Annotated in this window: 6 protein-coding genes; 2 read left to right on the forward strand and 4 right to left on the reverse strand. The window is 70.4% G+C overall.

What is annotated here, in order from left to right; all coding sequences use genetic code 11:
* Positions 1-75: 75 nt before the first annotated feature.
* From Aph01nite_RS29615 to Aph01nite_RS29625, 3 genes are all read right to left on the reverse strand, one after another.
* Positions 76-909: an ABC transporter ATP-binding protein gene (locus tag Aph01nite_RS29615; RefSeq protein ID WP_204044315.1), complete on the reverse strand. Its 834-nt coding sequence runs from the start codon at positions 907-909 to the stop codon at positions 76-78.
* Between the two features lie 5 nt (positions 910-914).
* Positions 915-1,931 carry a FecCD family ABC transporter permease gene (locus Aph01nite_RS29620; RefSeq protein ID WP_239162081.1) on the reverse strand — a complete coding sequence of 339 codons (1,017 nt, stop codon included), beginning with the start codon at positions 1,929-1,931 and terminating at the stop codon, positions 915-917.
* A gap of 194 nt (positions 1,932-2,125) precedes the next feature.
* Positions 2,126-3,112: a FecCD family ABC transporter permease gene (locus Aph01nite_RS29625; protein WP_239162082.1), complete on the reverse strand. Its 987-nt coding sequence runs from the start codon at positions 3,110-3,112 to the stop codon at positions 2,126-2,128.
* A gap of 215 nt (positions 3,113-3,327) precedes the next feature.
* Here Aph01nite_RS29625 and Aph01nite_RS29630 point away from each other — a divergent pair, with 215 nt between their 5' ends.
* Positions 3,328-25,602, forward strand: coding sequence for a non-ribosomal peptide synthase/polyketide synthase (locus tag Aph01nite_RS29630; RefSeq protein WP_275419310.1), 22,275 nt, complete (start codon positions 3,328-3,330; stop codon positions 25,600-25,602).
* Positions 25,599-25,802, forward strand: coding sequence for an MbtH family protein (locus Aph01nite_RS29635; protein WP_204044318.1), 204 nt, complete (start codon positions 25,599-25,601; stop codon positions 25,800-25,802). Before Aph01nite_RS29630 ends, Aph01nite_RS29635 begins: the two co-directional genes overlap by 4 nt.
* Before the next feature lie 395 nt (positions 25,803-26,197).
* On the opposite strand, the gene Aph01nite_RS29640 is transcribed toward Aph01nite_RS29635, so the two are convergent.
* Positions 26,198-26,448: hypothetical protein (locus Aph01nite_RS29640; RefSeq protein ID WP_204044319.1), on the reverse strand; the 251-nt coding region annotated here is incomplete at its 5' end.

Here is a 26,448-nt window from a genome sequence, read left to right on the forward strand (position 1 = left end):
ATGACCTGTCCCATCCGGCCGGCCATGGGCGACCACAGGCGACCGGTGATCATTTCCGGTCACAGATCAGGCGGTCTATCGGACCGCCCATCGGTGGGCGACCGGGTCGTTCTCGCCGGTGTGGTGGCGGCCGATCGGGATGATCAAAGGGGTGCCGCTGACCGGGTCGGTGGTGATCTGGCAGCGGAGGTCGAAGACCTCTTCGACCGTCTCCGGGGTGATGACGTCGGCGGGGACACCCTCGGCGGCGATGCGGCCGGACTTCATGGCGATCACGTGGTCGGCGTAGCGGCAAGCCTGGTTGAGGTCGTGGAGGACCATGACGATGGTGCGGTTCTCGCGGCGGTTGAGGTCGGTGACCAGGTCGAGGACGTCCACCTGATGGGCCATGTCGAGGAAGGTGGTGGGTTCGTCCAGCAGGAGCACGGGGGTGCCCTGGGCGACGGCCATGGCGATCCACGCGCGCTGGCGCTGGCCGCCGGAGAGCTCGTCGACCGCCCGATCGGCCAGATCGGCTATGCCGGTCGCGTCCAGGGCGTTCTGGACCGCTTGCTGGTCGGCCTTCGACCACTGCCGCCACCAGGTCTGATGCGGCGACCGCCCGCGGGTGACGAGGTCGATGACGGTGATGCCCTCGGGAGCGACCGGAGCCTGCGGAAGGATGCCGAGGCGCTGGGCGAGTTCCCTGGTGGGGATGGAGTGGATGGCCCGGCCGTCGAGCCGTACCGTGCCTTGGCGGGGGGTGAGGAGGCGGGCGAGCGCGCGCAGGAGGGTGGACTTGCCGCAGGCGTTCGCGCCGACGATGGCGGTGATCCGGCCCGGGGGGACGGCGACGTCGAGGTCCTGCACGACCAGCCGGTCGTCGTACGCGAGGTGCAGGGCGGAGGCCCGCAGGTCAGGGTCGTACATGCCGTTCAGCCTCCTGAGCCCGCGCGGTTGGCGCGGATGAGCAACCAGAGCAGAACCGGCGCGCCGAGCACGCCGGTGACGATTCCCACGGGCAGTTCCGTGTCCGGGATGAGCCGGGCGGCCACCACGTCCGAGACCAGCACGATCAGCGCCCCGGTCAGGCCGGAGGCGAGCGTGGGCGGCCAGGCGGTGCCGGCCAGCCGCTGGGCGATCTGCGGGGCGGCCAGCGCGACGAACGCGATCGGCCCGCCCGCCGCCGTGCCGAAGGCGATCAGCCCGACGCCGGACAGCATGATGGCGAACCGGGTCAGCTGGACCGGGGTGCCGAGCCCGGCCGCGACGTCGTCGCCGAGCTGCAGCGTACGCAACAGACGGCCGAGCAGCAGCGCGATCGGGACCAGGACCAGGCAGGCGAACGCGAGCGGGATGACCTGGCTCCAGTCGCGGCCGTTGAGATTGCCGACCAGCCAGCCGATCGCCGCCTGCGCCTGGAACTGGCCGCCACGGGCGATCAGGTAGTCGGTGGCGCTGGCACACATCCAGGACACCCCGATCCCGACCAGGATGATCCGGTAGCCGGTGGTGCCGCGTTTCCAGGCCAGGAGATACACGACCAAAGCGGTGAGCAGTCCTCCGGCCAGTCCGATGGTCTGGGTGGAGAGGCCGCCGGTCCAGCCGAACATGATGCTGGCGACCACCGCCGTGCCGGAACCCTGGATCAGGCCGATGACGTCGGGGCTGGCCATCGGGTTGCGGGCCATGGTCTGGAACAGGGCGCCGGAGATGCCGAACGCGAGGCCGACCAGCAGCCCGGCGGCGGCGCGCGGCAGCCGGAGTTCGCGGACGACGACCATGTTGCCCGGGTCGCCTTGGCCGGCGAGCGCCGCCACGACCTCCGGAAGCGTGATCGGGAAGTCGCCGATGGACAGCAGCCAGCAGAACGCCGCGAAGACGCCGACGGTCAGCGTGAGGGAGACTCCGAGCAGGCGGGGCCGGAGGGCGCCGGAGATCGGAGGCGCCACCAGCCGGAAATGTCCCCGGCCTCCGAAACGTCCCAACCGGGTCGGCGCATATAAGGGCCCCGTGGGCTCGCCCCCGGATTTGAGCCCGGAGAGCTTGGCGATCCGGGACTCGGCAGGGGCGGTGCCGGTGGCATGGGAACCCGGCGGCTGGGAGTCCGGAGCCGGGGGATCGGTCGCTGGGGGGTGGATCATGTTCAGATCTCCGCGAGGCGGCGTCGGCGGACCAGGGCGATGAAGAACGGGCCGCCGATGAAGGCGATCAGGATTCCGGCGTCGACCTCGGCGGGCCTGGCCAGCATCCGGCCGAGGATGTCGGCGGTCAGCAGCAGGCAGGGAGCGAGCGCCGCCGACAGCGGGAGCAGCCAGCGATGGTCGGGGCCGAGCCCGGCCTGCTGCGCCAGCACCCGGGCCACATGCGGAATCACCAGGCCGATGAAGACCACCGGTCCGATGACCGCGACCGCGGCCCCGGTGAGCAGCATGATCGCGATCACCCCCTGAACCCGGATCAAGCCGACCTTACGTCCCAGCGACGCGGCCACGTCATCCCCCAGCGCCAGGCTGTTGAGCGCGGGGGCGCAGGCCAGCGCGAGAATCGTGCCCGCTATGACGAACGGGAGGATCTGCTGGACCACGTCACCGGTCTGCCCAGCCAGCGAACCCGACGACCAGAACCGGTAGCGGTTGAGCGCCTCCGGGTCGACCAGCACGATCGCGTGCGTGATCGAGAACAGCAGTGAAGTCACGGCGATCCCCGCGAGCGCGAGCTTCACCGGGGTCAGCCCGGATCGGCCAAGCCCGGCCAGCAGGTACACGACCACGCTGGCGACCAGTGCCCCCGCGAGGGCGAACCAGATGAAACCGAGGAGCGAGCCGATCCCCAGCAGGGCGACCGAGCCGACGATCGCGAACGACGCGCCCGCGGTCACGCCCAGCAGGCCCGGGTCCGCGAGCGGGTTTCTGGTGAGGGCCTGCATGAGCGCCCCGGACAGGCCGAGTGCGATGCCGGCGACGAGTCCGAGCAGGGTCCGCGGCACCCGTACCGACCAGATGACGTTCTCGACGGTCCGGTCGGCCGGGGTGCCGATCAGAGCCTGAACCACCTGGTCGACGGGAACGTTGAGCGCCCCGAGCGCGAGTGAGAGCAGACACAGCACGATCAGCGACGTGCCCAGGCCCACGACTAACAGGGCTGGACCAAGCCCCTTGTACCGAGTCAATCGAGCTGTCTCCACCCTCATCAGTTTAGGTTAGGCACGCCTAAATTCTCACCTTGCGGACTTCCCATCCACTTAGGTAATGCTTACCTTAGTACGCGGCATGGAACCTGGCCCGATTGGGCCCTGTTCACACAATTTGGGAGGCTCGGTCTTCGGTGTCCGGTATTGACGATTCGATGGAGTCCTGGCGTCGGCAGCTCATCCGCCCCTCGAATCGGGACGAGGCACTGGCGGCGTACGCGGTCTTGCTGCATCGATACGGCGGCGGCACCGACCTCACGATCGACCACGGTGGGATGCCCATTCACCTGCGCGTTAAGCCGGAGACGACCTTCGCCGACCTGCTCGCCCAAGTGGCCGAAGCGGGGAGAACCGCGTCTCCGAGCGCGCCGGGTCTCGGCTCTGGCGCGGGCGGCGGGCGGGGTGCCAGTGAGCGCGGTGCCGGTGATCCGGGCGCGGGCGAGCAGCGGGACGGCGAGTGGCGTGAGGCTGAGGGGCGGGACGGCGAGCGAGGTGATGCCGAGTGGGGTGATACCGACGCCGGTCTTGTTCTGAAGCCCGGCGAGAGTGAAGGCCGGAGCCTCGGCGTCCTGACCGTGCCGTTGGAAATCGGCTCCGGCGAGGTCCGGGCGCGGTGCCGGCCGGATGTGTTCGAGGCGTCCGCCGTCGAGCACATGCTGGGGCATTACGTGCGCCTGCTGGCCGACGGGCAGGACCGCCCGGACGTGGCGATCGGCGAGCTGGAACTGCTGACCCCCGAGGAACGGCAGCGGATCCTGCACGACTGGAACGACACCGCGCATTCGGTGCCGTCGCTCACCTGGCCGGAGATGTTCGCCGAGCAGGTGCGGACCCGGCCGGACTCCATCGCCCTCGTCTTCGAGGAGACCCGCTTCACCTACGCGGAACTCGACGAGCGCGCCAACCGGCTGGCGCACGCGCTGATCGCGCGCGGAGCGGGGCCGGAGCGCGTGGTCGCCCTCGCCGTACCCCGCTCCGCCGACCTGATCGTGGCCGAGGTCGCGGTGCTGAAGTCCGGAGCCGCGTACCTGCCGCTGGACACCGACTATCCGGCGGACCGCATCGCCTACATGATCGCCGACGCGAACCCGGCCTGCCTGGTCACGACCACGGAGATGGCAGGCGAACTGCCGGGCACGGACGGGCTGCCCGTTCTGGTCCTCGACGCGCCGGAGTCGCTGCGCGAACTGGCCGACCGCCCGTCCCACGACCCCACCGAAGCCGACCGCGGCGCCCTGCGGACCGGCAACGCCGCCTACGTCATCTACACCTCGGGTTCCACCGGCCGCCCCAAGGGCGTCGTGCTCTCCCACGCGGGCGTCGCCAAACTCGTCGCCACCCAGAGCGAACGCTTCGGCATCGGCCCCGACAGCCGGGTGCTCCAGTTCGCGTCGCCCGGTTTCGACGTCGCCTTCTGGGACCTCTGCCTGGGCCTGCTCTCGGGCGGACGCCTCGTGGTCGTGCCCTCCGAACGCCGCGTCCCGGGAGCCCCGCTCGCCGACTACGCGAACGCCAACGACATCACGTTCATGATCCTCCCCCCGGCCCTGCTCGACGCCATGCCCGACGGCGTACAACTGCCGCCCACGGCCACCCTCCTCGCCGGAACAGAACGCGTCTCGCCCGAACTCGTCGCCCGGTACGCCGGCGGCCGCATGATGTTCAACGCGTACGGCCCGACCGAGGCCACCACCAACTCCACCCTCGGCCTCTGCGACCCCGGCATCGCCCCGGGATCGATCGTGCCCATCGGCATCCCCGACCCGGGCACCCGGGCGTACGTGCTGGACGCGCGGCTCACCCCGGTCCCCGCCGGCGTCACCGGAGAGCTCTACCTGGGTGGCGCGGGCCTGGCCCGCGGTTACCTCGGCCGTCCCAGCCTGACGGCGGAACGATTCGTCGCCGACCCCTTCGGCGACCCGGGGGAGCGGCTGTACCGGACCGGCGACCTGGTCCGCTGGCGGCAGGACGGACGGCTGGAGTTCCTCGGCCGGGCCGACTCCCAGGTGAAGATCCGCGGCTTCCGGATCGAGCCCGGCGAGATCGAGTCCGTGCTGCGCGCCCACCCGGCCGTCGACCAGGCCGCCGTCGTGGTCCGCGAGGACCGCACCGGCGACCGCCGCCTTGCCGCGTACGTCGTGCCAAGCCTGCACGCCGGCGACGAGGCTGACCAGGTCGACGCCTGGAAGGCCCTGCACGAACTGCTCTACCAGGCGGCCGGGACCGAGGACTACCAGGAGAACTTCGCCGGCTGGAACAGCATGTACGACGGGCTCCCCATCCCCGTCGAGGAGATGCGCGAATGGCGTGACGCCACCGTCGCCCGCATCACCGAACTGCGGCCCCGCCGCGTGCTGGAGATCGGTGTCGGCAGCGGCCTCCTGCTGTCCCGCATCGCCCCCGGCTGCGACACCTACTGGGGCACCGACCTCTCCGCCGAGGCCGTCGCCGCCCTGCGCGCCCAGCTGCCGCCCGGTCTGGCGGACAAGGTCGAACTCCGGGCCCAGCCCGCACACGACCTCACCGGCCTCCCGTACGGTTTCGACACGATCGTCATCAACTCGGTCGCCCAGTACTTCCCCAGCGCCGCCTACCTGACCGACGTCATCCGCCAGGCGGCCACCCTGCTCAGCCCCGGCGGCGCCCTGTTCATCGGCGACGTACGCAACCTCCGCCTGCTCCGCTGCCTGCGCGCCGCCGTCGAGTCCCGCCGCGCCGGAGCCACCGCCGACAAGCAGGCGCTGCGATCGGCGATCGACCGGTCGGCGGCCTGGGAGGGCGAACTCCTCCTCGACCCGGACTACTTCGCGACCATCCCCGGCTTCACCGCCGACATCCGCATCAAGCGGGGCCGCCACCACAACGAACTCACCCGCCACCGCTACGACGTTGTCCTCCGTGCCGTCGCGGCGGCTTCCGTGCTGGATGGACGACCGGGTCACGACATGTCCGTACTGGACGGACGTGTCAACGGCGCCGTTCCAGCGCAGAAGGGACGGTTCGCCGACGCCGAGTCGGCCCAAGTCTCCGAAATCTCTTGGACGGAGCTTGGCGGTCTCTCCGTCCTCGAAACCCGCCTCACCGCGGATCTTCCAGCCGGACTGCGTGTGACCGGCATTCCCAACATTCGGCTGACCGACGACCTGGCGGCCCTCGCCGCCGTCCAGGACGACAGCCGATCGGCCATAACCCTTCCGGGCGCCGACCCCGAGACCCTGCACACCCTCGCCGACAGGTTCGGCTACCAGCTGACTCTCACCTGGACCGGCCACGCCGACGACGGCGGCCTCGACGCGATCTTCAGCAAGACGCCCGCTGAGACCGACGGGCTCACCCTCTACCGGCCCAGCGGCGTCGTCCCGCTGGCCAACACCCCTGCGCCATTCCGCGACATCTCCGCCCTGATGAGGATCCTGCGGGCACACGCCGCGGAATGGCTGCCCGACTACATGGTTCCGGCCGCGTTCGTCCCGATCGACCGGATTCCCGTCACATCCAGCGGCAAGATCGACGCGTCCGCGCTGCCCGCCCCCGACTACGGCGCGCTGAGCTCCGGCCGGGCGCCGCGCGACCCGCGCGAAGAACTGCTGTGCCGGCTTTACGCCCAGGTGCTGGCCGTGGACACGGCCACGATCGACGACGACTTCTTCGCCCTCGGCGGAGACAGCATCACCGCCATCCGGCTGCTCGTCGGTGCCCGCGAGGCCGGGCTCCGGCTGACCTCCCGGGACGTGTTCCGGCACCGCACGGTGGCCGCACTGGCCTCGGTCGCCGTGGACACCGTCGCGGTGGACACGGACGAAGCGGAAGAGACCGTCGAACCGCTGGTGGAACTGCCGGACGACGAACTCGTACGCGTCCAGGGCGAGCACCCGGTGGCGGTGGAGGAACTGCTGCCCCTGAGTCCGCTCCAGGAGGGCTTCTTCTTCCACTCGCTGGTCGACGGCGCGGGCGCGGACGCGTACGTGGTCCAGCAGGTCATCGACCTGACCGGTGCCGTGGACGGTGCCGCGCTGCGGCGCGCCGCCCAGGCGCTGCTGGACCGGCACGCTCCGCTGCGCGCGTGTTTCCGGCTCCGGCCCGGCGGCCTGCCGGTGCAGATCATCGCCGCCGGACTGGACGTCCCCTGGCGCGAGGTCGAGGGAGCATCGCTCGACGCGGTGGAGACGGTGGTCGCGGAAGAACGCGAGACGCCGTTCGACCTGGGCTGTCCCCCACTCGTCCGGTTCGCCCTGGTCCGGGTCGGCCCCGACGAGAGCCGCCTCGTACTGACCTTCCACCACATCGTCGCGGACGGCTGGTCGCTGCCGGTCCTGCACCGCGAACTGCTGGCGCTCTACGGGAACGCCGCGGAACTTCCGCAGGTCACGCCGTACCGGGCGTACCTGCGGTGGTTGGGGGAGCGGGACAAGGATTCCGCGCGGGAGACCTGGGCAGGCGCGCTCGCCGGGATCGACGAGCCGACCCGCCTGGTCACCAGCCCGATCGTGGCCGGAGCCCCGGTGTCCGGCCAGATCCGGATGGAACTGGGCGAGGATGTCACCGCCCGGCTGGCCGGCCGCGCCAGGGAATATGGCGTGACGCTCGGCACCGCCGTACAGACGGCGTGGGGGCTGCTGGTCGGCCGAACCGCGGGCCGGGAGGACGTGGTGTTCGGCACCACGGTCTCCGGCCGCGACGCCGAAGTCGAAGGCATCGAATCCATGGCCGGGCTGTTCATCAACACCCTGCCCACCCGCTTCCGGTGGCGTCCCGCCGCCACCCTGGGCGAACTGCTCGAACGCCTCCAGGACGAGCAGGCCGCCCTGCTGGACCACCAGCACCTCGGCCTCGCCGAACTCCACCGGCTCGCCGGGCACAGAGGTGGCGGCGACCTGTTCGACACCCTCCTGGTCTTCGAGAACTACCCGTCCGAGACCGGCCCCACGGACCTGTCGGGAAGCGTCCGGGTCACCGGCCACGACTTCCACGACACCGTGCACTACCCGCTGGCGCTCATCGTCAAGCCGGGCCGCCGCCTCGGCTTCACCCTCAAGTACCACGCCCAGCGTCTGTCCCCAGAGGAGGCCCGCGCCGTCGCCGACCGCCTGGTACGCATCCTCCGCGCGCTCGCCACGGATCCGGCGCAGACGGTGGCGGCCCTCGACCTGCTCTCCGCCGACGAACTCGCCACCGCGCACCCCACCGGGACGCACGCCGACGTCCCGGAGACCACGCTGGCGGCGGCATTCGAAGCGCAGGCGGCCAGAACCCCCCACGCGACCGCCGTGATCTACGAGGGCGAGCACCTCACCTACGCCGACCTCGACGCCCGCGCCGAAACCCTCGCCCACCACCTGCGTGCCACCGGAGCCCTCCCCGAGACGGTCGTCGCGGTGGCCGTCCCCCGATCGGCCGAACTGATGGTCGCCCTCCTCGGGGTTCTCAAGGCCGGCGCGGCCTACCTTCCCCTCGATCTCGACTATCCCGCCGACCGGGTCGCCCACATGCTCGCCGACTCCGGCGCGCGGACCGTCGTGACCACCTCGGCCGCGATGGCCCGCCTGCCGGAGACCACCGGCGTCACCCGCCTCCTCGTCGACACCCCCGACATCCTCGAACACGTCGCATCGGAGATCCCCGACTGCCGCGGCTGTTTCGACGGGGAAACCGGCGACAACGAAACAGAGCCCGCGATCGGCTCGGAAACCGCGGCGATCGCTTCGGAACTCGCCGAACCTGAAGCGGCGAAACCCGACCATCCCGCCTACCTGATCTACACCTCGGGATCGACGGGCCGGCCGAAGGGCGTCGTCGTCACCCACCGGGCGATCATCAACCGCCTGGCCTGGATGCAGAGCGAATACCCGCTCAAGGCCGACGACCGGGTGCTGCAGAAGACCCCGGCCGGGTTCGACGTCAGCGTCTGGGAGTTCTTCTGGGCGCTCTGCGAAGGCGCGGCCGTGGTGTTCGCCAAGCCGGGCGGTCACCAGGACCCCGCCTACCTGGCGGGACTCATCCGCGACGAGCGCGTCACCACGATGCACTTCGTGCCGTCGATGCTGGAGGCGTTCCTCGCCGCCGAGGAGATCACCTCCGACCCGGGCTGGGCCGCCGGCCTCCGCCGCGTCTTCAGCAGCGGCGAAGCCCTGCTCGACTCCGCCGCCACCCGCTGGATGACCCTCACCGGCGTGCGACTCCACAACCTGTACGGCCCGACCGAAGCAGCCGTGGACGTCACCTACCACCCCTGCGAGGTATCGGCGGACCCGCAAGGCGCCGTGGTGCCGATCGGCCGACCGGTCTGGAACACCGGCCTCCGCGTGCTGGACCTCTGCCTGCGCCCCGTCCCCGCCGGAGTCCCCGGCGAGCTGTACCTCAGCGGCGTCCAGCTCGCCCGCGGCTACCACGACCGCCCCGGCCTGACCGCGGAACGTTTCGTCGCCGACCCGTACGGCGAGCCCGGCAGCCGCATGTACCGCACCGGCGACCTGGTCAGCCGCCGCGACGACGGCACCATCGACTACCTGGGCCGCACCGACCGGCAGATCAAACTGCGCGGCAACCGCATCGAACTCGGCGAGATCGAGGCGGCCCTGGTCCGGCTGCCCGGGATCGCCCGCGCCGCCGTGACCGTGCACGGCTCGTCCCTCGTCGCCTACCTGGTCCCGGCCGCGGGCGCACAGCCCGACGAGACCACGCTGCGGCAGGCGCTGGAGGCCACGCTTCCCCCGGCCATGGTCCCCACCGCGTACGTGCGTCTCGACGACCTGCCGCTGAGCCCGAGCGGAAAGCTCGACCGCGACGCCCTGCCAGCCCCCGGAGCCGTGCGTACGGGAAGCCGGGCCCCGAGCAGCCCCCGCGAACACCTGCTCACGGAGATCTTCGCCGCCGTGCTGAAGCTCCCCGAGGTCGGCGCCGACGACGACTTCTTCCTGCTCGGCGGCGACAGCATCACCTCGATCGGCGTCTCCAGCCGGGCCCGCCGCGCCGGACTCGACCTGAGCCCCCGCGACGTCTTCGAACACCGGACTCCGGCCGCCCTCGCGGCGACCGCCACCATCGTGACGGAGACCGCGCCCACCGCCGAGACCTTCGCGCTCACCGCCGAGGAGATCGAGCGCGTGCACCGGCTCGGCGCGGTGGACGACATCTGGCCGCTGGCCCCCCTCCAGGAGGGCCTGTTCTTCCACGCCACCTACGACGACGGCGCCCTGGACGTCTACACCGTCCACGAGTCCTTCGACTTCGCCACCACGCTCGACATCGGCCGCCTGCGGCACGCGGTCCGCGCGCTGCTCGACCGCAACCCCAGCCTGCGCGCCGGATTCACCAGCGAAGGACTGCGCCAGCCGGTGCAGTTCATCGTGTCCGACCCGGAGATCCCCCTGGACGTCGTCGACCTGTCCGGCCTGCCCGCGGACGAACGCGACGCCCGGATGGCCGACGTGATCGCCGAAGAGCGCACCCGCCGGTTCGACCTGGCCCGCCCGCTGCTGTTCCGCCTGCTCCTGATCCGCCTCGGCGAGGACCGAGGCGACCGGCTCGTCGTCGGACGCCACCTGCTGCTGTGGGACGGCTGGTCGGCCTGGCTCTTCTTCGGCCAGCTCCTCGCCCTGTACGCGACCGGCGACGACCGCACCCTCCCCCCGCCGGGCAGCTACCGCGACTACCTCACCTGGCTGGCCGGACAGGACACAACCCTCGCCACCCGGGCCTGGCGGGCCGCCCTCGACGGCCTCGCCGAACCCACCCTGCTCGCGGAGGCGGGCAAGGAACCCGTCATCCCGGAGAGCCTCGACGCCGAACTGCCCGCCGCCCTCGCCGACCGGCTGCGCGCGGCCACCCGGGGCAACGGCCTCACCCTCAACACGCTGCTCAACGCCGCCTGGGGACTGGTGCTCGCCAGCGCGACCGGCCGCACCGACGTGGTCTTCGGTACCACGGTCGCGGGCCGCCCGAGCGAGGTGCCCGAGGTCGAGAACGTCATCGGCATGTTCCTCAACACCGTCCCGGCCCGCGTCGCCTTCGACCCGGCCGAACCGGTGCTCGGGCTGCTCCGCCGCATCCAGGGCGAACGCCTGGCCCTGATGCCGTACGAATACCTCGGCTTGGGCGTGCTCCAGGCGGAGACCGGGCACCGGCGGCTGTTCGACACCCTCTTCGTGCTCCGCGACGGCGACACCGAGGACCGCCTCACCGAACTCCACGACCGGTACGGCGCGACCGCCGTCGCCAACGTGGACGCCACCCACTACCCGATCAATCTCATCGTCACGCCGGGCCGCCGGATCAGGGTGACCCTCACCCACCGCCCCGACCTGATCGACCAGTCGCGGGCGCAGACGCTGCTCGACCGGTTCGCCCTGCTGCTGGAACGCCTGACCGACGACCTGGACGCACCCGTCGGCAGCCTCGACCCGCTGCTCCCCGCGGAGCGGGCCGCGCTGGAACTCGAATGGGAGCCCAGCCGAGTGCCGGTCCCCGAGGAGACCATCGCGGACCTGCTCGCGGCCCAGGCCGTCCGCACTCCGGACGCGCTCGCGCTCGTCTTCGGCGAACGCACGGTCACCTACGCCGAACTGGACGCCAGGATCAACCGGCTGGCCCGGCTGATGCTGGCCAAGGGCGCCGGGCCGGAGCGGATCGTCGCGCTCGGCCTGCCGCGATCGATCGACATGGTCGCGGCCCTGTTCGCCGTGCTCCGCACGGGAGCCGCCTACCTGCCCCTCGAACTGGACTACCCCGACGACCGGCTGGCCGCGATGCTTGCCGACGCGCGGCCCGAGTTCCTGCTGTCGACCAGCCAGGTGTCGGCGCGGCTGGCTGGCGAGACGCCGCGCGTGCTGCTCGACGAGATCGAAGCCGACCTCGCCGCGCTGCCCGCGGGGCCGATCACGGAGGCCGACCGCCCGGCCTTCAGCCTGGAACACCCCGCGTACGTGATCTACACCTCCGGTTCCACCGGCCGGCCCAAGGGCGTCGTCACGCCGTACCGAGGGCTGACGAACATGCAGCTCAACCACCAGAAGGAGATCTTCGACCCGGCGGTCGCGTCGGCGGGCGGGCGGCGGCTGCGGATCGCGCACACCGTGTCGTTCGCGTTCGACATGTCGTGGGAGGAACTGCTCTGGCTGGTCGAAGGACACGAGGTGCACGTCTGCGGGGAAGAACTCCGCCGCGACGCCGTGGCCCTGGTCGCCTACTGCGAGGAGCACCGGGTCGACGTCGTCAACGTGACCCCGACCTACGCCCACCTGCTCATCGAGGAAGGGCTGCTGGAGGGTCACCTGCCGCCCCTCGTGCTGCTCGGCGGCGAGGCCGTGCCGGAGACGGTCTGGAGCCGCCTCCGCGACACCGAAGGCACCTACGGCTACAACCTGTACGGCCCCACCGAATACACCATCAACACCCTCGGCGGCGGCACCCACGACAGCGCCACCTCCACCGTCGGCCGCCCCATCCGGGGCACCCGCGCGCACATCCTGGACGCGTGGCTGCGCCCGGTCCCCGACGGCGTCCCCGGCGAGCTGTACATCGCGGGCATCGGCCTGGCCCGCGGCTACCTCGGCCGCCCGGCCCTGACCGCCGAACGCTTCGTCGCCGACCCGTACGGCCGGCCGGGCGAACGCCTCTACCGCACCGGCGACCTGGTCCGCCGCCGCCCGGACGGCAACCTCGACTTCCTGGGCCGTACCGACGACCAGGTGAAGATCCGCGGGCACCGGGTCGAACCCGGCGAGATCGAGACCGTGCTCACCCGCGGGACGGGAGTCGCCCAGGCCGCCGTCATCGCCCGCGACGACCCGGCGGGCGGGCAGCGGCTGGTCGCCTACCTGGTGCCCGCCGAGCCCACCGCCGGCGAGCGGGAATCCGCCGAACTCGCGCAGATCGGCGAATGGCAGGAGATCTACTCCGACGAGTACGAGCAGATCGGCACCGCCGTCTTCACCGAGGACTTCGCGGGCTGGGACAGCAGCTACGACGGCACGCCCATCCCGCTCGACCACATGCGGGAGTGGCGGGCCCAGACGGTGAACCGGATCAGGCAGCTGCGCCCCCGCCGCATCCTGGAGATCGGCGTCGGCTCCGGCCTGCTCCTGTCGCAGCTGGCTCCGGAGGCGGAGGCGTACTGGGCGACGGACCTGGCCGCTCCCGTGATCCGCAAGATCGGCGAGGACCTGCGCCGCGACCCCGGACTGGCCGCCAAGGTCACGCTGCGCTGCCAGCCCGCCAACGTCACCGACGGCCTGCCGGTCGGCTACTTCGACACGATCATCATCAACTCGGTCATCCAGTACTTCCCCAGCATCCACCACCTGACCGAGGTCATCTCGGGTGCGATGCCGCTGCTGGCCCGTGGCGGCGCCCTGTTCGTCGGCGACGTGCGCGACCTGCGCTCGGCCCGCACCTTCCACACGGCCATCCAGCTCACCCGCGCGACGCCGGGAACCTCGCCGGAGCAGATCCGCCGCGCCGCCGACCGCGGTCTCGCGCTGGAGAAGGAACTCCTGGTCGACCCCGACTACTTCACCACGCTCGGCCACGCCGTGGACCTGCGCACCAAGGGCGGCGAACACCACAACGAACTCACCCGCTACCGCTACGACGTCGTCCTCTACGACGACGCCCCCGACCTCCGCCTCGGCGACGAGCCCACCTTCGACTGGCAGACCCTCCTCGAACTCCACGAACCGGCGGAGGGCTCGCAGGACGTTTCCCCAGAGACGCCGGACCGCCCGCGCTGGCGCGGTCAGCTGGCGGCGCTTCTGCGGGCCTGGCGCCCGGAGCTGGTTGAACACGCGGACATCGTGCACCCCGCCACCGACAGAAACGCGCTGCGCCTGACCGGTGTCCCGGATGGCCGGATTGGTACCGAGCGCGGTGTCGCCATCTCGGGTGTTGAGCCCCAGGAACTCCGGGAAATCGCCGCCGCGGAGGGATATCAGGTGCTTACCACCTGGTCCGGCCAATCCGGCAGATTCGAGGCGGTCTTCGTTCGAGGCGAAGTCCGCGTCACTTCGGGGCTGTATCGGCCGGGAGGCGGCATCGCACCCTACGCGAACGCCCCCGTGGCAGGCCGTCAGGCCGGCGGTCTGGTGGCCAGGGTCCGGGAGGAACTGCGGCGGGAACTGCCCGACTACATGGTTCCGGGCGCTTTCGTCGTGCTCGACCGGCTTCCGATGAACGACAACGGCAAGCTCGACGTCGCGGCGCTGCCGGACGCGGAGCCGGTCGCGGCGTCGAACGGGCGCGGACCGCGCACCCCGCGAGAGGAAGTGCTCTGCCGGCTCTTCGCGGAGGTTCTCGCGCTTCCGTCCGCGGGAGCCGAGGACAGCTTCTTCGACCTCGGCGGGCATTCGCTGCTCGCGACTAGGCTGATCAGCCGGGCCAGGGCCGAACTCGGCGCCGAGCTGGCCATCCGTGACCTGTTCGAGGCGCCGACGCCCGCGCTGCTGGCCGAACGCGCCGACGCGGACAAGCCCGCGCGTCCGCCCGTGACGGCGGTCGCCGAGCGGCCGGAGCGCATCCCGGTTTCGGCGGCGCAGCGCCGTCTGTGGCTCGCCGAGCGTCTCAGCGGCGGCGACGCCTACCACTTCCCCCTTGTCGTACGGCTTCGCGGGGACCTCGACCTGGCCGCGTTACGGCAGGCCCTGGCCGACGTCGCCCAGAGGCATGAGGCGCTGCGGACGGTCTTCGGGGAACACGAGGGCGAGCCGTACCAGGTGATCTCGACCGGCGAGCCGGGCTTCGCGGTGCTGGACAGCCCGCTGGAACTGCTGGACGAACGGGTGCGGGAATCGGTCCAGCGGCCGTTCGACCTGGCCCGGGAGGTGCCGGTCCGGGCGGATGTGTTCCGGGTCGCGGCCGACGACCACGTGGTCGCGATCGTGCTGCACCACATCGCCACCGATGAATGGTCGGATCGGCCGTTCCTGGCGGATCTCGACGTCGCGTACCAGGCCAGGAAGAACGGCGGCGAACCGGGCTGGGCGCCGCTGCCGGTCCAGTACGCGGACTACACGCTTTGGCAGGACGACCTGCTGGTACGGGACGGCGAACGGCAGCTGGGATTCTGGACGCGGACGCTGGCCGGGCTGCCGGAGGAGATCCCGCTGCCGCTGGATCGGCCCAGGTCGGCGGAGCCGGACGGACGCGGTGGGCTGGTGCGGGCGCAGGTACCCGCCGCCACAGCCCGCGCGTTGCGGGAGCTTTGCGCCGAAACCGGGACGAGCATGTTCATGGTGCTCCAGGCGGGCGTCGCCGCGCTCCTGCACCGGATGGGCGCGGGCGACGACATTCCCCTCGGAGCGCCCATCGCCGGCCGGACCGACGAGAACCTGGACGACCTGGTCGGCTTCTTCGTCAACACGCTGGTCCTGCGCGCCGACGTGTCCGGCGATCCGACGTTCGCCCAGCTGGTGGCCCGGGTCAGGGACGCGGATCTGGCCGCTTTCGAGCATCAGGACCTGCCGTTCGAGCGTCTGGTCGAGACGATCAACCCGCCGCGCGTACCCGGGCGTAACCCGCTATTCCAGGTGATGCTGGGCTATCACTACCGCCCGGACGGCGACCCCGACGTGCTCGGCCTCGACACCGAGTGGTGGCCCACCCGGATCGAGACCGCCAAATTCGACCTGGACTTCACGTTCGTCGACCAGGTCTCCGAAATCACCCTGCTGCTGGAATACGCCACCGAGCGGTGCGATTCCGGCACCGCGCAGGCGCTCGCGGAACGTGCGGTGACTCTGCTCGGGCTTCTCGCCGAAGAAGATGGAACTCCCATCAGCCGGTTCTCGGTTCTCACCGAGGCCGAGCGTCTGAACAGCTGGAACGACACCGAGCGGCCGATCGAGCAGCGCAGTGTGCCGGAATTGTTCGCTGAGGCCGTCTGGAACAAACCCCATCAGACGGCTCTCGTCACCGGCGACGGGCAGATGACCTTCGCGGAACTGTCGGTGCGGGCTGCCAGCATCGCCGCCATGCTCAAACGACGGGGGATCGGGTCCGAGGACGTGGTCGGCCTGGCATTGCCCAGGTCGGAGATGGTTCCGGCCATTCTCGGCGTGCTCGCCGCGGGTGCCGCGTATCTCCCGTTGGACCCCGCGTATCCGGCGGACCGCCTGCGTTACATGCTGGACGACACGGGTGCGGCATGCGTGCTGACCAGGGGGGACCTGGATCTGCCAGGCGCGGTCACCCTCGATGACCTTGAGCCCGCCGGAAGGCTCAAGCCGGTATCCGTGCCGCCGGACTCCGCCGCGTACGTCATCTACACGTCGGGTTCGACCGGTAAGCCCAAGGGCGTCGTGGGGACACATCGTGGCCTCAGCAACCTCTTCGGGTCCCATCGGACCGATCTCATCGACCCGGCCGGGCCCGGCACGCTCAAGGCGTTGCACGCGGCGTCGTTCAGCTTCGACGGATCATGGGAGCCGCTGCTCTGGCTTCTCGCCGGTCACGAACTGCACGTCGTGGACGAACGCACCATGACCGACCCGGCCGCGCTGCTCGACCACATCGCCGACCACGAGATCGACTTCGTCGACTTCACCCCGACCTACCTGCAGGAACTCATTCACCACGGATTCCTGGACGGCTACCTGCCGAAGGTCCTGGCGGTCGGCGGCGAAGCCACGTCGCCCGGACTCTGGGCACGCCTGTGCGCCCTCCCGGACACGGTCGTCCACGACCTGTACGGCCCGACGGAGTGTGCGGTCGACGCCTACGGCTGGCACGGGCCCCGGCAATGGGCCGCCCCGATCGCCAACACCCGGGCCCACGTCCTGGACGCCACCTTGCAGCCGGTTCCGGCTGGAGTCCCCGGTGAGCTGTACCTGTCCGGTGAAGGACTCGCGCGCGGCTACCTCGGCCGTCCCGGGCTGACCGCGGAGCGATTCGTGGCCGACCCGTTCGGCGAGCCGGGCGGACGTCTCTACCGCACCGGCGACCTGGTGCGCCGCCGCTCCGACGGCTCTCTCGACTTCCTCGGCAGGGCCGACGACCAGGTCAAACTCCGCGGCTTCCGGATCGAACCCGGGGAGATCGAGGCCGTCCTGCGCGGCCACCCCGACGTCGCGCAGACCGCTGTCGTCGTCCGCGAGGACACGCCCGGCGTACGGCGACTTGTCGCGTACGTCGTCGGCGGCCGCATCGACGCGACCGCGCTGCGCGAGTACGTGGCGGCGCGCGTGCCCGAGCACCTGGTGCCGGGAGCATTCGTCGAACTCGCCGCGCTCCCTCGGTCGATCAGCGGGAAGCTGGACCGGGGTGCGCTGCCCGCGCCGGACTCGTCCGCCGCTCCAGCCGGCCGGCGTCCCAGGGATGCCCGCGAAGAGATCATGTGCGAGCTGTTCGCCGCCGTGCTCGGCGCGGAGCACATCGGGGTCGAAGAGGACTTCTTCGCCCTTGGCGGCCATTCGCTGCTGGCGATGCGGCTGGTCAGCCGGATCCGGACGGTCCTCGGAGCGGAGGTGTCGCTGCGCGAGATCTTCGAGGCGCCGACCCCGGAACGGCTCGCCCTCCGGCTCCGGCCCGGCGGCCACGTCAGGCCGGCGCCCGCTCCACTCGAGGTACGGCCCGAGTTCCCGGCGCTGTCGTTCGCCCAGCAGCGGTTGTGGGTGCTGCATCGGCTGGAAGGGCCGGTCGCGACGTACAACATCCCGATGGCCTGGCGGCTGTCGGGGGAGCTGGACTTGGCCGCGCTCGACGCCGCGCTTAAGGATCTGGTGGCGCGGCATGAGAGCCTGCGCACGGTGTTCCCGGATCGGGACGGGCAGGCGTACCAGCTCGTGCTCACTCCCGAGCGGGCGCGGATCGGCCTGAACGTGGAGGAGGTGGCGGAGAACGACCTGGCGGCCAGGCTCGCCGCCGCTGCCGGAATCGGCTTCGAACTCGACCGCGAAGCGCCCATCCGGGCGTCGGTGTTCCAGGTCGGACCGCAGGAGCACGTGCTGCTGCTGGTCGTGCACCACATCGCGGCCGACGAGTGGTCCGACCGGCCGCTGCGGCGGGATCTCGCCGAGGCGTACCGGGCGCGGAGCGAAGGCCGGGCGCCGGATTGGGCGCCGCTGCCGGTGCAGTACGCCGACTACAGCCAGTGGCACCGCGACACACTGGAGCTCAGCGAGGCCGAGCAGCTCGGCTACTGGCGGCAGGCGCTCGCCGGGCTTCCGGACGAGCTGCCGCTGCCCGCGGACCGGCCACGGCCCGACGAGGGCAGCAACCGCGGAGGCGCGGTCGGGCTCACCGTCGAACCGGAACTGGCGCATGAACTGCGCCGGCTGGCCCGGGCACACGGGGTCAGCATGTTCATGGTCGCCCAAGCCGCCGTGGCCGCCCTGCTGCACCGCCTCGGCGCGGGCGACGACATCCCGCTCGGCACGCCGATCTCCGGGCGGGGCGACGAGAAGCTGGAAGACCTGGTCGGATTCTTCGTCAACTCCCTCGTGCTGCGTACCGACGTGTCCGGCACGCCCACGTTCGCCGAACTGCTCGGACGGGTCCGGGAGACCGACCTGGCCGCGTACGAGCATCAGGACCTGCCGTTCGAGCGGCTGGTGGAGGCGATCAACCCGGCCCGGTCGCTGGCCAGGCATCCGCTCTTCCAGGTGATGGTCGTCTACCTGACCGACCAGGACGGCACACTCGACCTGCCAGGACTGGCGGTCGAGCCGGAGCCGCTCGGCCAGGAGACGGCCAAGTTCGACCTCAGCTTCGACTTCATCGAGCGCGGCGACGCGCTGGAAGGCTGGATCGAGTTCAGCGCCGACCTGTTCGACGAGGAGACCGTCGAGCGGATGGCGCGGCGGCTGGTGAGAGTGCTGGTGCAGGTCGCCGCCGAGCCGGACCTCCCCGTTCGTGACTTGGACGTCCTCGGTGACGACGAACGCGAGCTCGTGCTGTCGGAATGGAACGACACCGCCCAGCCGGTGCCCGCGACGACCCTGCCCGAACTGTTCCGGGCGCAGGTGGCCCGGACGCCGGACGCGCTCGCCCTCGTCTTCGAGGACCAGCGGCTCACCTACGCGGAGCTCGACGATCGCGTGGAGACAGCTGCTCGGGTGCTCGCGGGGATGGGCGCAGGCCCGGAGCGTGTGGTCGCCGTGGCGCTGCCCCGATCGGTGGACCTCGTCGTCGCCCTCCTGGCAGCCCATCGGGCGGGTGCGGCGTACCTGCCGCTCGACCCCGGCTACCCGCAGGAGCGACTGGAGTTCATGCTGCGGGACGCGGAACCCGTCTGCGTGCTCCGCGACGGCATCCCCTCCGGGCCGCTGGGTGATCTGCCGGAGCGGTACGACCCGCGGCATCCCGCGTACGTCATCTACACCTCGGGGTCGACAGGCCGTCCCAAGGGCGTCGTAGTCCCGCACGACGGCATCGTGAACCGGCTGCTCTGGATGCAGGACACGTACGGTCTGACGACCCAGGACCGGGTCATGCAGAAGACGCCGTCCAGCTTCGACGTGTCCGTGTGGGAGTTCTTCTGGCCGTTGATCACGGGTGCGGCACTGGTCGTCGCCCGGCCCGACGGCCATCGTGACCCCGCCTACCTGGCCGGGCTCATCCAGGCCGAAGGAGTCACGACGATCCACTTCGTCCCGCCGATGCTCCGCGCATTCCTGGACGAAGCCACCGCGACGGGATGCACGACCCTCCGGCAGGTGATGTGCAGCGGAGAGGCCCTCCCGGCGAGCCTCGCCACGAGGTTCCACCAGGTGCTGGACGCCAGACTGCACAATCTGTACGGGCCGACCGAGGCGTCCGTGGACGTGACCGCCATCGAGATCCACCCCGGTTCCGACACCGTCCCCATCGGGCGGCCGGTCTGGAACACCCAGGCGTACGTGCTGGACGCCGGCCTCCGGCCGGTTCCGCCGGGAGCGACCGGCGAGCTCTACCTGGCAGGCGTTCAGCTGGCACGCGGTTATCTGGCACGTCCCGGCCTCACCGCTGAGCGCTTCGTCGCCGATCCGTACGGTCCCGCTGGAACCCGGATGTACCGGACCGGCGACCTTGCCCGCTGGAACCCGGACGGCTCGCTCGACTTCCTCGGCCGTGCCGACGACCAAGTCAAGATCCGCGGATTCCGCATAGAACTGGGCGAGATCGAGGCCGTACTGACCCGGCACGAATCGGTCGCCCACGCCACTGTCATCGTCCGCGACCAGCGCCTGATCGCCTACGTCGTGCCCGCGACTGGGGCGCGTGCTTCCGGTGCCGCGCCGGACGCTCCAGTTTCGGCGGACCTGCGGGCACATGTCGCCGCCGCTGTGCCCGAGTACATGGTTCCGGCCGCTTTCGTCACGGTCGACGCCCTGCCGGTGACGCCGAACGGGAAACTCGACCGCAAGGCGCTTCCCGCAGTGGACTTCGCCGCCGAGGTGGGCGATGCGAAGCCGGCCACCGCGCGCGAGGGGCTGATGGTCGAGCTGATCGCCGGCATGCTCGGGCTGGAGCGGGTCGGCGTGACGGACGACTTCTTCGCGCTCGGCGGGGACAGCATCGTCGCCATGCAGCTGGTCAGCCGGATGCGGGCGGCCGGGCTCACGATCACGCCCCGGGACGTCTTCCGCCATCGGACGGCCGCCGCTCTGGCGCGGGTCGCTGCCTCGACTGTCTTCGGCGGCGACGACCGTCTGGGGGACGACGCGCCGCTGGTCCGGCTCTCCGCCGAGGAGCAGGCCGAGATCCCGGTGGGAGCGGATGTCCTGCCGGTCTCGCCTCTGCAGGCGGGGTTGCTGTTCCACGCCTCTATGGACGCGGGACCGGACGTGTACAACGTTCAGGTTTCGTACGACATCGAAGGTCCGTTGGACGCCGAAAGGCTGCGGGCGGCTGGTCAGGAGTTGCTCGACCGGCATGAGAACCTGCGGGCCGGATTCCGGTACCTGTCCACCGGGCGGGCCGTCGCCGTCATTCCGCGTGAGGTCACTCTGCCGTGGCGGTATGTCGATCTGTCCCAGTCCGACGAGGGCTGGGACGGCTACCTGGAGCAGGAGCGCCGCCGGTTCCGTCCGGAGGCACCGCCACTGCTGCGGATGCTCCTGGCCCGCGTTGGGCCGGAACGCCACCGCCTGGTCTTCTCGCATCAGCATGTTCTGCTGGACGGTTGGTCGCTGCCGCCGCTCATGCGGGAACTTGCCGACCTGTACGCCGGGAACCGGCCGGCTGCCGTACCGCCGTACCGGGACTATCTCGGCTGGCTCGCGCGGCAGGAGGCCGACGCTTCCAAGGCGGCCTGGGCGCGGGCGCTCGACGGGCTGGACGGGCCCACGCATCTGGTGCCAGCCGACCCCAACCGGGTGCCGGCCGTGCCCGAGACGATCACCACTCTGCTCACGGGCGAGCTCACTGATGCTCTGACCGCGTTGGCCCGGAGCCATGGCGTCACGCTCAACACGCTCGTTCAGGGCGCGTGGGGGGTCGTGCTCTCGCGGTTCACCGGACGGGACGACGTCGTGTTCGGCGCGACCGTGGCCGGACGGCCGCCGGAGCTGCCAGGAGCCGAGGCGATGATCGGGCTGTTCATCAACACGGTGCCGGTCCGGGTCCGGATCAGCGACCGGGAGCCCGTCGGCGCATTCCTCGGGAGGATCCAGGACGAGCAGTCCACGCTCATCGAGCACCAGCATCTCGGTCTCGCCGACATTCAGCGCCAGGCTGGGCTGGGCGAGCTCTTCGACACACTCATGGTCTTCGAGTCCTATCCGGACGACGGCGGGCCGGAGGAAGGGTTGCGGCTGACCGTTCTCGATCATCATGACTCGACGCACTACCCGTTCACCTGGGCGGTCGAGCCGGGGGAGAGGCTGTCGCTGACCGCCGAGTACCGGCCCGACCTGTTCGACCACGCCACGGCCGAACGTATGGGCGCCGCCATGGTTCGCGTCTTCGAGGCGATGGCCGCCGATCCCGGCCGGCCGGTCGGGCGGATCGACATCCTCACGCCCGAGGACAGGAGAACCATCCTGGAGAACTGGAACGACACCGCCATTCCCGGCGAGGCCGCCACCATCCCCGAGATCTTCGAGGCGCAGGTCGCGGCGACACCGGACGCGATCGCCGTCGTGGCGGGCACGACCACATGGACGTTCGCCGAACTCGACGAACGGGCGAACCGGCTGGCCGGACTGCTGGTCGAACACGGTGCGGGACCGGAAAGGATCATCGCCCTCTCGCTGCCGCGCACCGCCGACTACATCCTCGCCATCCTGGCCGTGCTCAAATCGGGTGCCGCCTACCTGCCTGTCGACGCGGACCTCCCGGACGGTCGCGTCCGGGACATGCTCGACGACGCCCGTCCGCTGCTGGCGCTCACCACAGCGGACACCGAGCTTCCGGCCGATGTTCCGCAGATCCGTCTCGACACGATCGAGAGCGTCATCAACGGGGGACGGGCCGCGGATCCGCTTCTGGCCGTCCCGGCAGACTCGGACCTGCGGGAATCCGTGACCTCCGCTCCGGGAGGCGTGCACGGCGGACCCCTGATCCACGGTCTGGGCCGGGCTGTGGTCTCCGCTCCGGAGGGCAAGCCCGCCGTCGCGCTCGAGCCCCGGCACCCCGCGTACGTGATCTACACGTCGGGGTCCACCGGTAAGCCCAAGGGCGTCGTCATCAGCCATGGCGGTGTGGTCAATCTCTTCCACAGCCATCGCCGCATGCTCCACGACGTCGCCAAGCGCAACACCGGTCGGCGCCACCTGCGGGTCGGCCACGCCTGGTCGTTCTCCTTCGACGCCTCCTGGCAGCCGCAGCTCTGGCTCCTCGACGGGCACGCCATCCACGTCATGGACGACGAGACCCGCCGCGACCCCGATCTGCTCGCCGCCGCCATCCGCGCGGAAGGACTCGACTTCATCGAGGTCACTCCGTCCTTCCTCGCGCAGATGGCCGAAGCGGGGCTGTTCCAGGACGGGGAATGTCCCCTCGCGGTCGTCGGCGTCGGCGGCGAAGCCGTACCTGACTCGCTCTGGTCGGAATTGGCCGCTCTCCACTCCACCGAGGCCGTCAACCTGTACGGCCCGACCGAGGCCACCGTGGACGCCCTGATCGCCCGCGTGTCCGACAGCGACCGCCCCACGGTCGGCCGCCCGGTCGGCAACACCCGGGCGTACGTGCTGGACGCCGGACTCCGGCCCGTGCCCCCCGGCGTGACCGGCGAACTGTACCTGTCCGGCCCTGGCCTGGCCCGCGGTTATCTCGGACGTCCGGGTATGACCGCCGAACGCTTCATCGCTGATCCGTATGGCCCGGCCGGCCACCGCATGTACCGGACCGGAGACCTGGCCCGATGGAACGCGGACGGGCACCTCGAATTCGGCGGCCGAGCGGACGACCAGCTCAAGATTCGCGGCTTCCGCATCGAACCGGCCGAGATCGAAGCGGTCCTTGATCGGTCCGAGTCGGTTGCCCAAGCGGTGGTTGTCGCCCGCGAAGACCGCCCAGGCGTGCGGCATCTGGTTGCTTATGTGGTCCTCGCCGAGGAACAGGCGACGACGGACGTCGCCCACGCGGCGCAGCTGCGGGCGATGACTGCCGCTGTCCTCCCGGACTACATGGTTCCTGCCGCGGTCGTGGTGTTGGACAGCCTGCCACTGCTGCCCAACGGCAAACTCGACCGCAACGCGCTTCCGGCGCCGGACTTCAGCGTGTCCGGGCGCGCGCCTGAAGGAGAAACCGAGCGAGCCCTGGCCGCGATCTTCGCCGACGTGCTCGGCCTTCCCGGGATCGGTGCCGACGACGACTTCTTCGCGCAGGGCGGAGACAGCATCGTCGCCATGCGCCTGGTCAGCCGGGCGAAGTCAGCCGGGTTCCGGATTACTCCGAGGGAGGTCTTCCGGCATCGCTCGGTCGCCTCGCTCGCCGCTGTCGCCACCCGGGAACAGGAGCAGACCGTACCCCTGACACCGATCATGCACGCGCTGCGTGAGCGGGGCGGACCGATCGACGGTTACCACCAGTCCGCTCTGCTGCAGACCCCGCCAGACCTGGACGAGTCACGTCTGGTCGCGATCCTGCAGGCTCTAGCCGACCGTCACGACATGCTCCGAGCCCGTCTCGACAGGTCGGGCACGTGGTCGCTGCGCGTACCCGAGACCACGAACGCGGCCACCTGGCTCACCAGGGTTCCCTGCGCAGACATAACCGCCGACGTGATCCACATGCACGCGGAGCAGGCCAGGGCGGCGTTGAACTCCGGCACCGGAGACATGGTCCGAGCCGTCTGGTTCGACGCCGGCGAGAACCGGCCAGGGCGGCTCCTCCTGCTCATCCACCATTTCGCCGTGGACGGAGTCTCCTGGCGCATCCTTCTGCCGGACATGGTGGCCGCGTGGGAAGGCAGGGCGCTGGAACCCGCTGGGACGCCGTTCGCCCACTGGTCGCAGCATCTCGTCGAACGTGCCACCGACCCGGCCACCGTCGACGAGTTGGCTCTCTGGAAATCCGTGCTGGCCGGGGAACTTGTCGCGTCCGGCGGCGCGACGGCCATCAACCACGAAATGGTCTCCGGCGATACGGGCGAGCCGGTGGAGCGGTTCCTCGGCTCACTTAAGGCCAACGGTTCGACGCGGTTCGCCGACGCGGATGCCTCGGGCAGTAGAGAAGGCGAGGCGGATGAATCTTCGGAGTCGTCCCTTGGATCAGATGCGGCGATCGAGTTCGCAGATGCGGATTCGCTGGGCGGCAGGGATGCGGTCAGGCTGGCAGACCTTGCAGGTGGGCGTCTGACGCTGGATCCCGTGCGGGATGTCGCGGAGACCGCTCGACACGTCTCCCTGACGCTGCCCCCCCGATGGACGGAGCCTCTGCTCACCCGGGTTCCGGCTGCGCTCCGCGCAAGCATCAACGACGTCCTGCTGGCGGCGCTTGCGCGGGCGATCGCGGAGAGACAGGACGATCAGGACGTTCTGGTCGACTTGGAGGCGCACGGCCGGACCGGGGACGCCGACCTGTCGAGCACTGTCGGATGGTTCACCAGCGTGGTGCCCATCCGGCTGGAGCCAGCTCACGAACTCCCCATCGACCAGGTGGTCGCCCAGATCAGGGACGCTTCCGCCGCACTCCCGTCCGAAGGTATCGGGCATGGTCTGCTTCGCCATCTCAATCCGGCGGCCGGACCCGAACTGGCCCGCCTGCCCCAGCCGTCGATCCAGTTCAACTACCTCGGCCGATTCGGGCTGCCCGAAGCGACCGACTGGTCCTGGGCTCCCGAGCATGTCGAACTCGGCGACGACCCCCGCCTGCCGATGTCCCACGCGCTCACCGTCAGCGCTGTCACCGAGGACCGGCCAGCCGGCCCGGAACTCACCGTCACCTGGACGTACGCCTCCCGCCTGCTCTCCGAAGAGGCGGTCGACAACCTCGCCCAATCCTGGTTCCGGGCTCTCGAAGCCTTGGTGAACCACACCGAAATAGCTCACAACAACAAGGAAGGACATATCGCATGAGCAGCAACCCCTTTGAGGACCCCGACGGCATCTACACCGTCCTTGTCAACGACGAGGGCCAGCACAGCCTGTGGCCCGAATTCGTGGACGTCCCGGCTGGCTGGAAGGTCGTCCACGGCCCGGGCGGACGCCAGGACTGCCTCGACTACATCGAAACCAACTGGACCGACCTCCGCCCCAAGAGCTTGATCGACTCCTGATTCTCAAGGGCACCTACGGACCTTGAACTGCCTAACAGAATGACCCAAGGTCGCCGCTTCTCGCCGTAAGTCGGCGCCGTCAACGCAGGTGCAACTTCTCGCCGCACCGGCGCCAAGGGGCGACAGGTTCCTTCTGTTTAAGGCCACCAAGAGCGCCTAACAGAATGATCCGAGGCACCGGCCTCTCGCCGTTATCCGGCGCCGTTAACGCAGGTGACGCTGCTCGCCGCACCGGCGCCAAGCGTGATCGGCTTCATTGTGTTTGGGGTTCTAAAGAGGCTCTAGCAGAATGGACCGGCTCCTCCTGGCGCCGGTGCGGTGAACAGCGTCACCAGCCGTGAACGGCGTCGGATAACGGCGAGAGCCTGGTGATCGGTCCGTTCTGATTGGAGCGCTCAGCCGGGGGTGGATTCGTGTGCTTGGTCTGGTGGCGTCACCGCCACCAGACCAGCTCGGAATATGTCATTAATCAACCAGGTGAATGGCAGTAGCTGATCGTAGGAATTAAGAACGTATTTGAGGAGTTGATCGTAGTCCGCGTATTGACGTGTTGAGGGCGTGGAAAGGTCCACCGTGGACCAGTGGCGCGGCGACGGGGGTACTTCTCGGACCTGACCGGTGAGCAGTGGAATCTCATCGAGCCCTT

Origin of the sequence: Acrocarpospora phusangensis (assembly GCF_016862995.1) — a bacterium.
GTDB lineage: Bacteria > Actinomycetota > Actinomycetes > Streptosporangiales > Streptosporangiaceae > Acrocarpospora > Acrocarpospora phusangensis.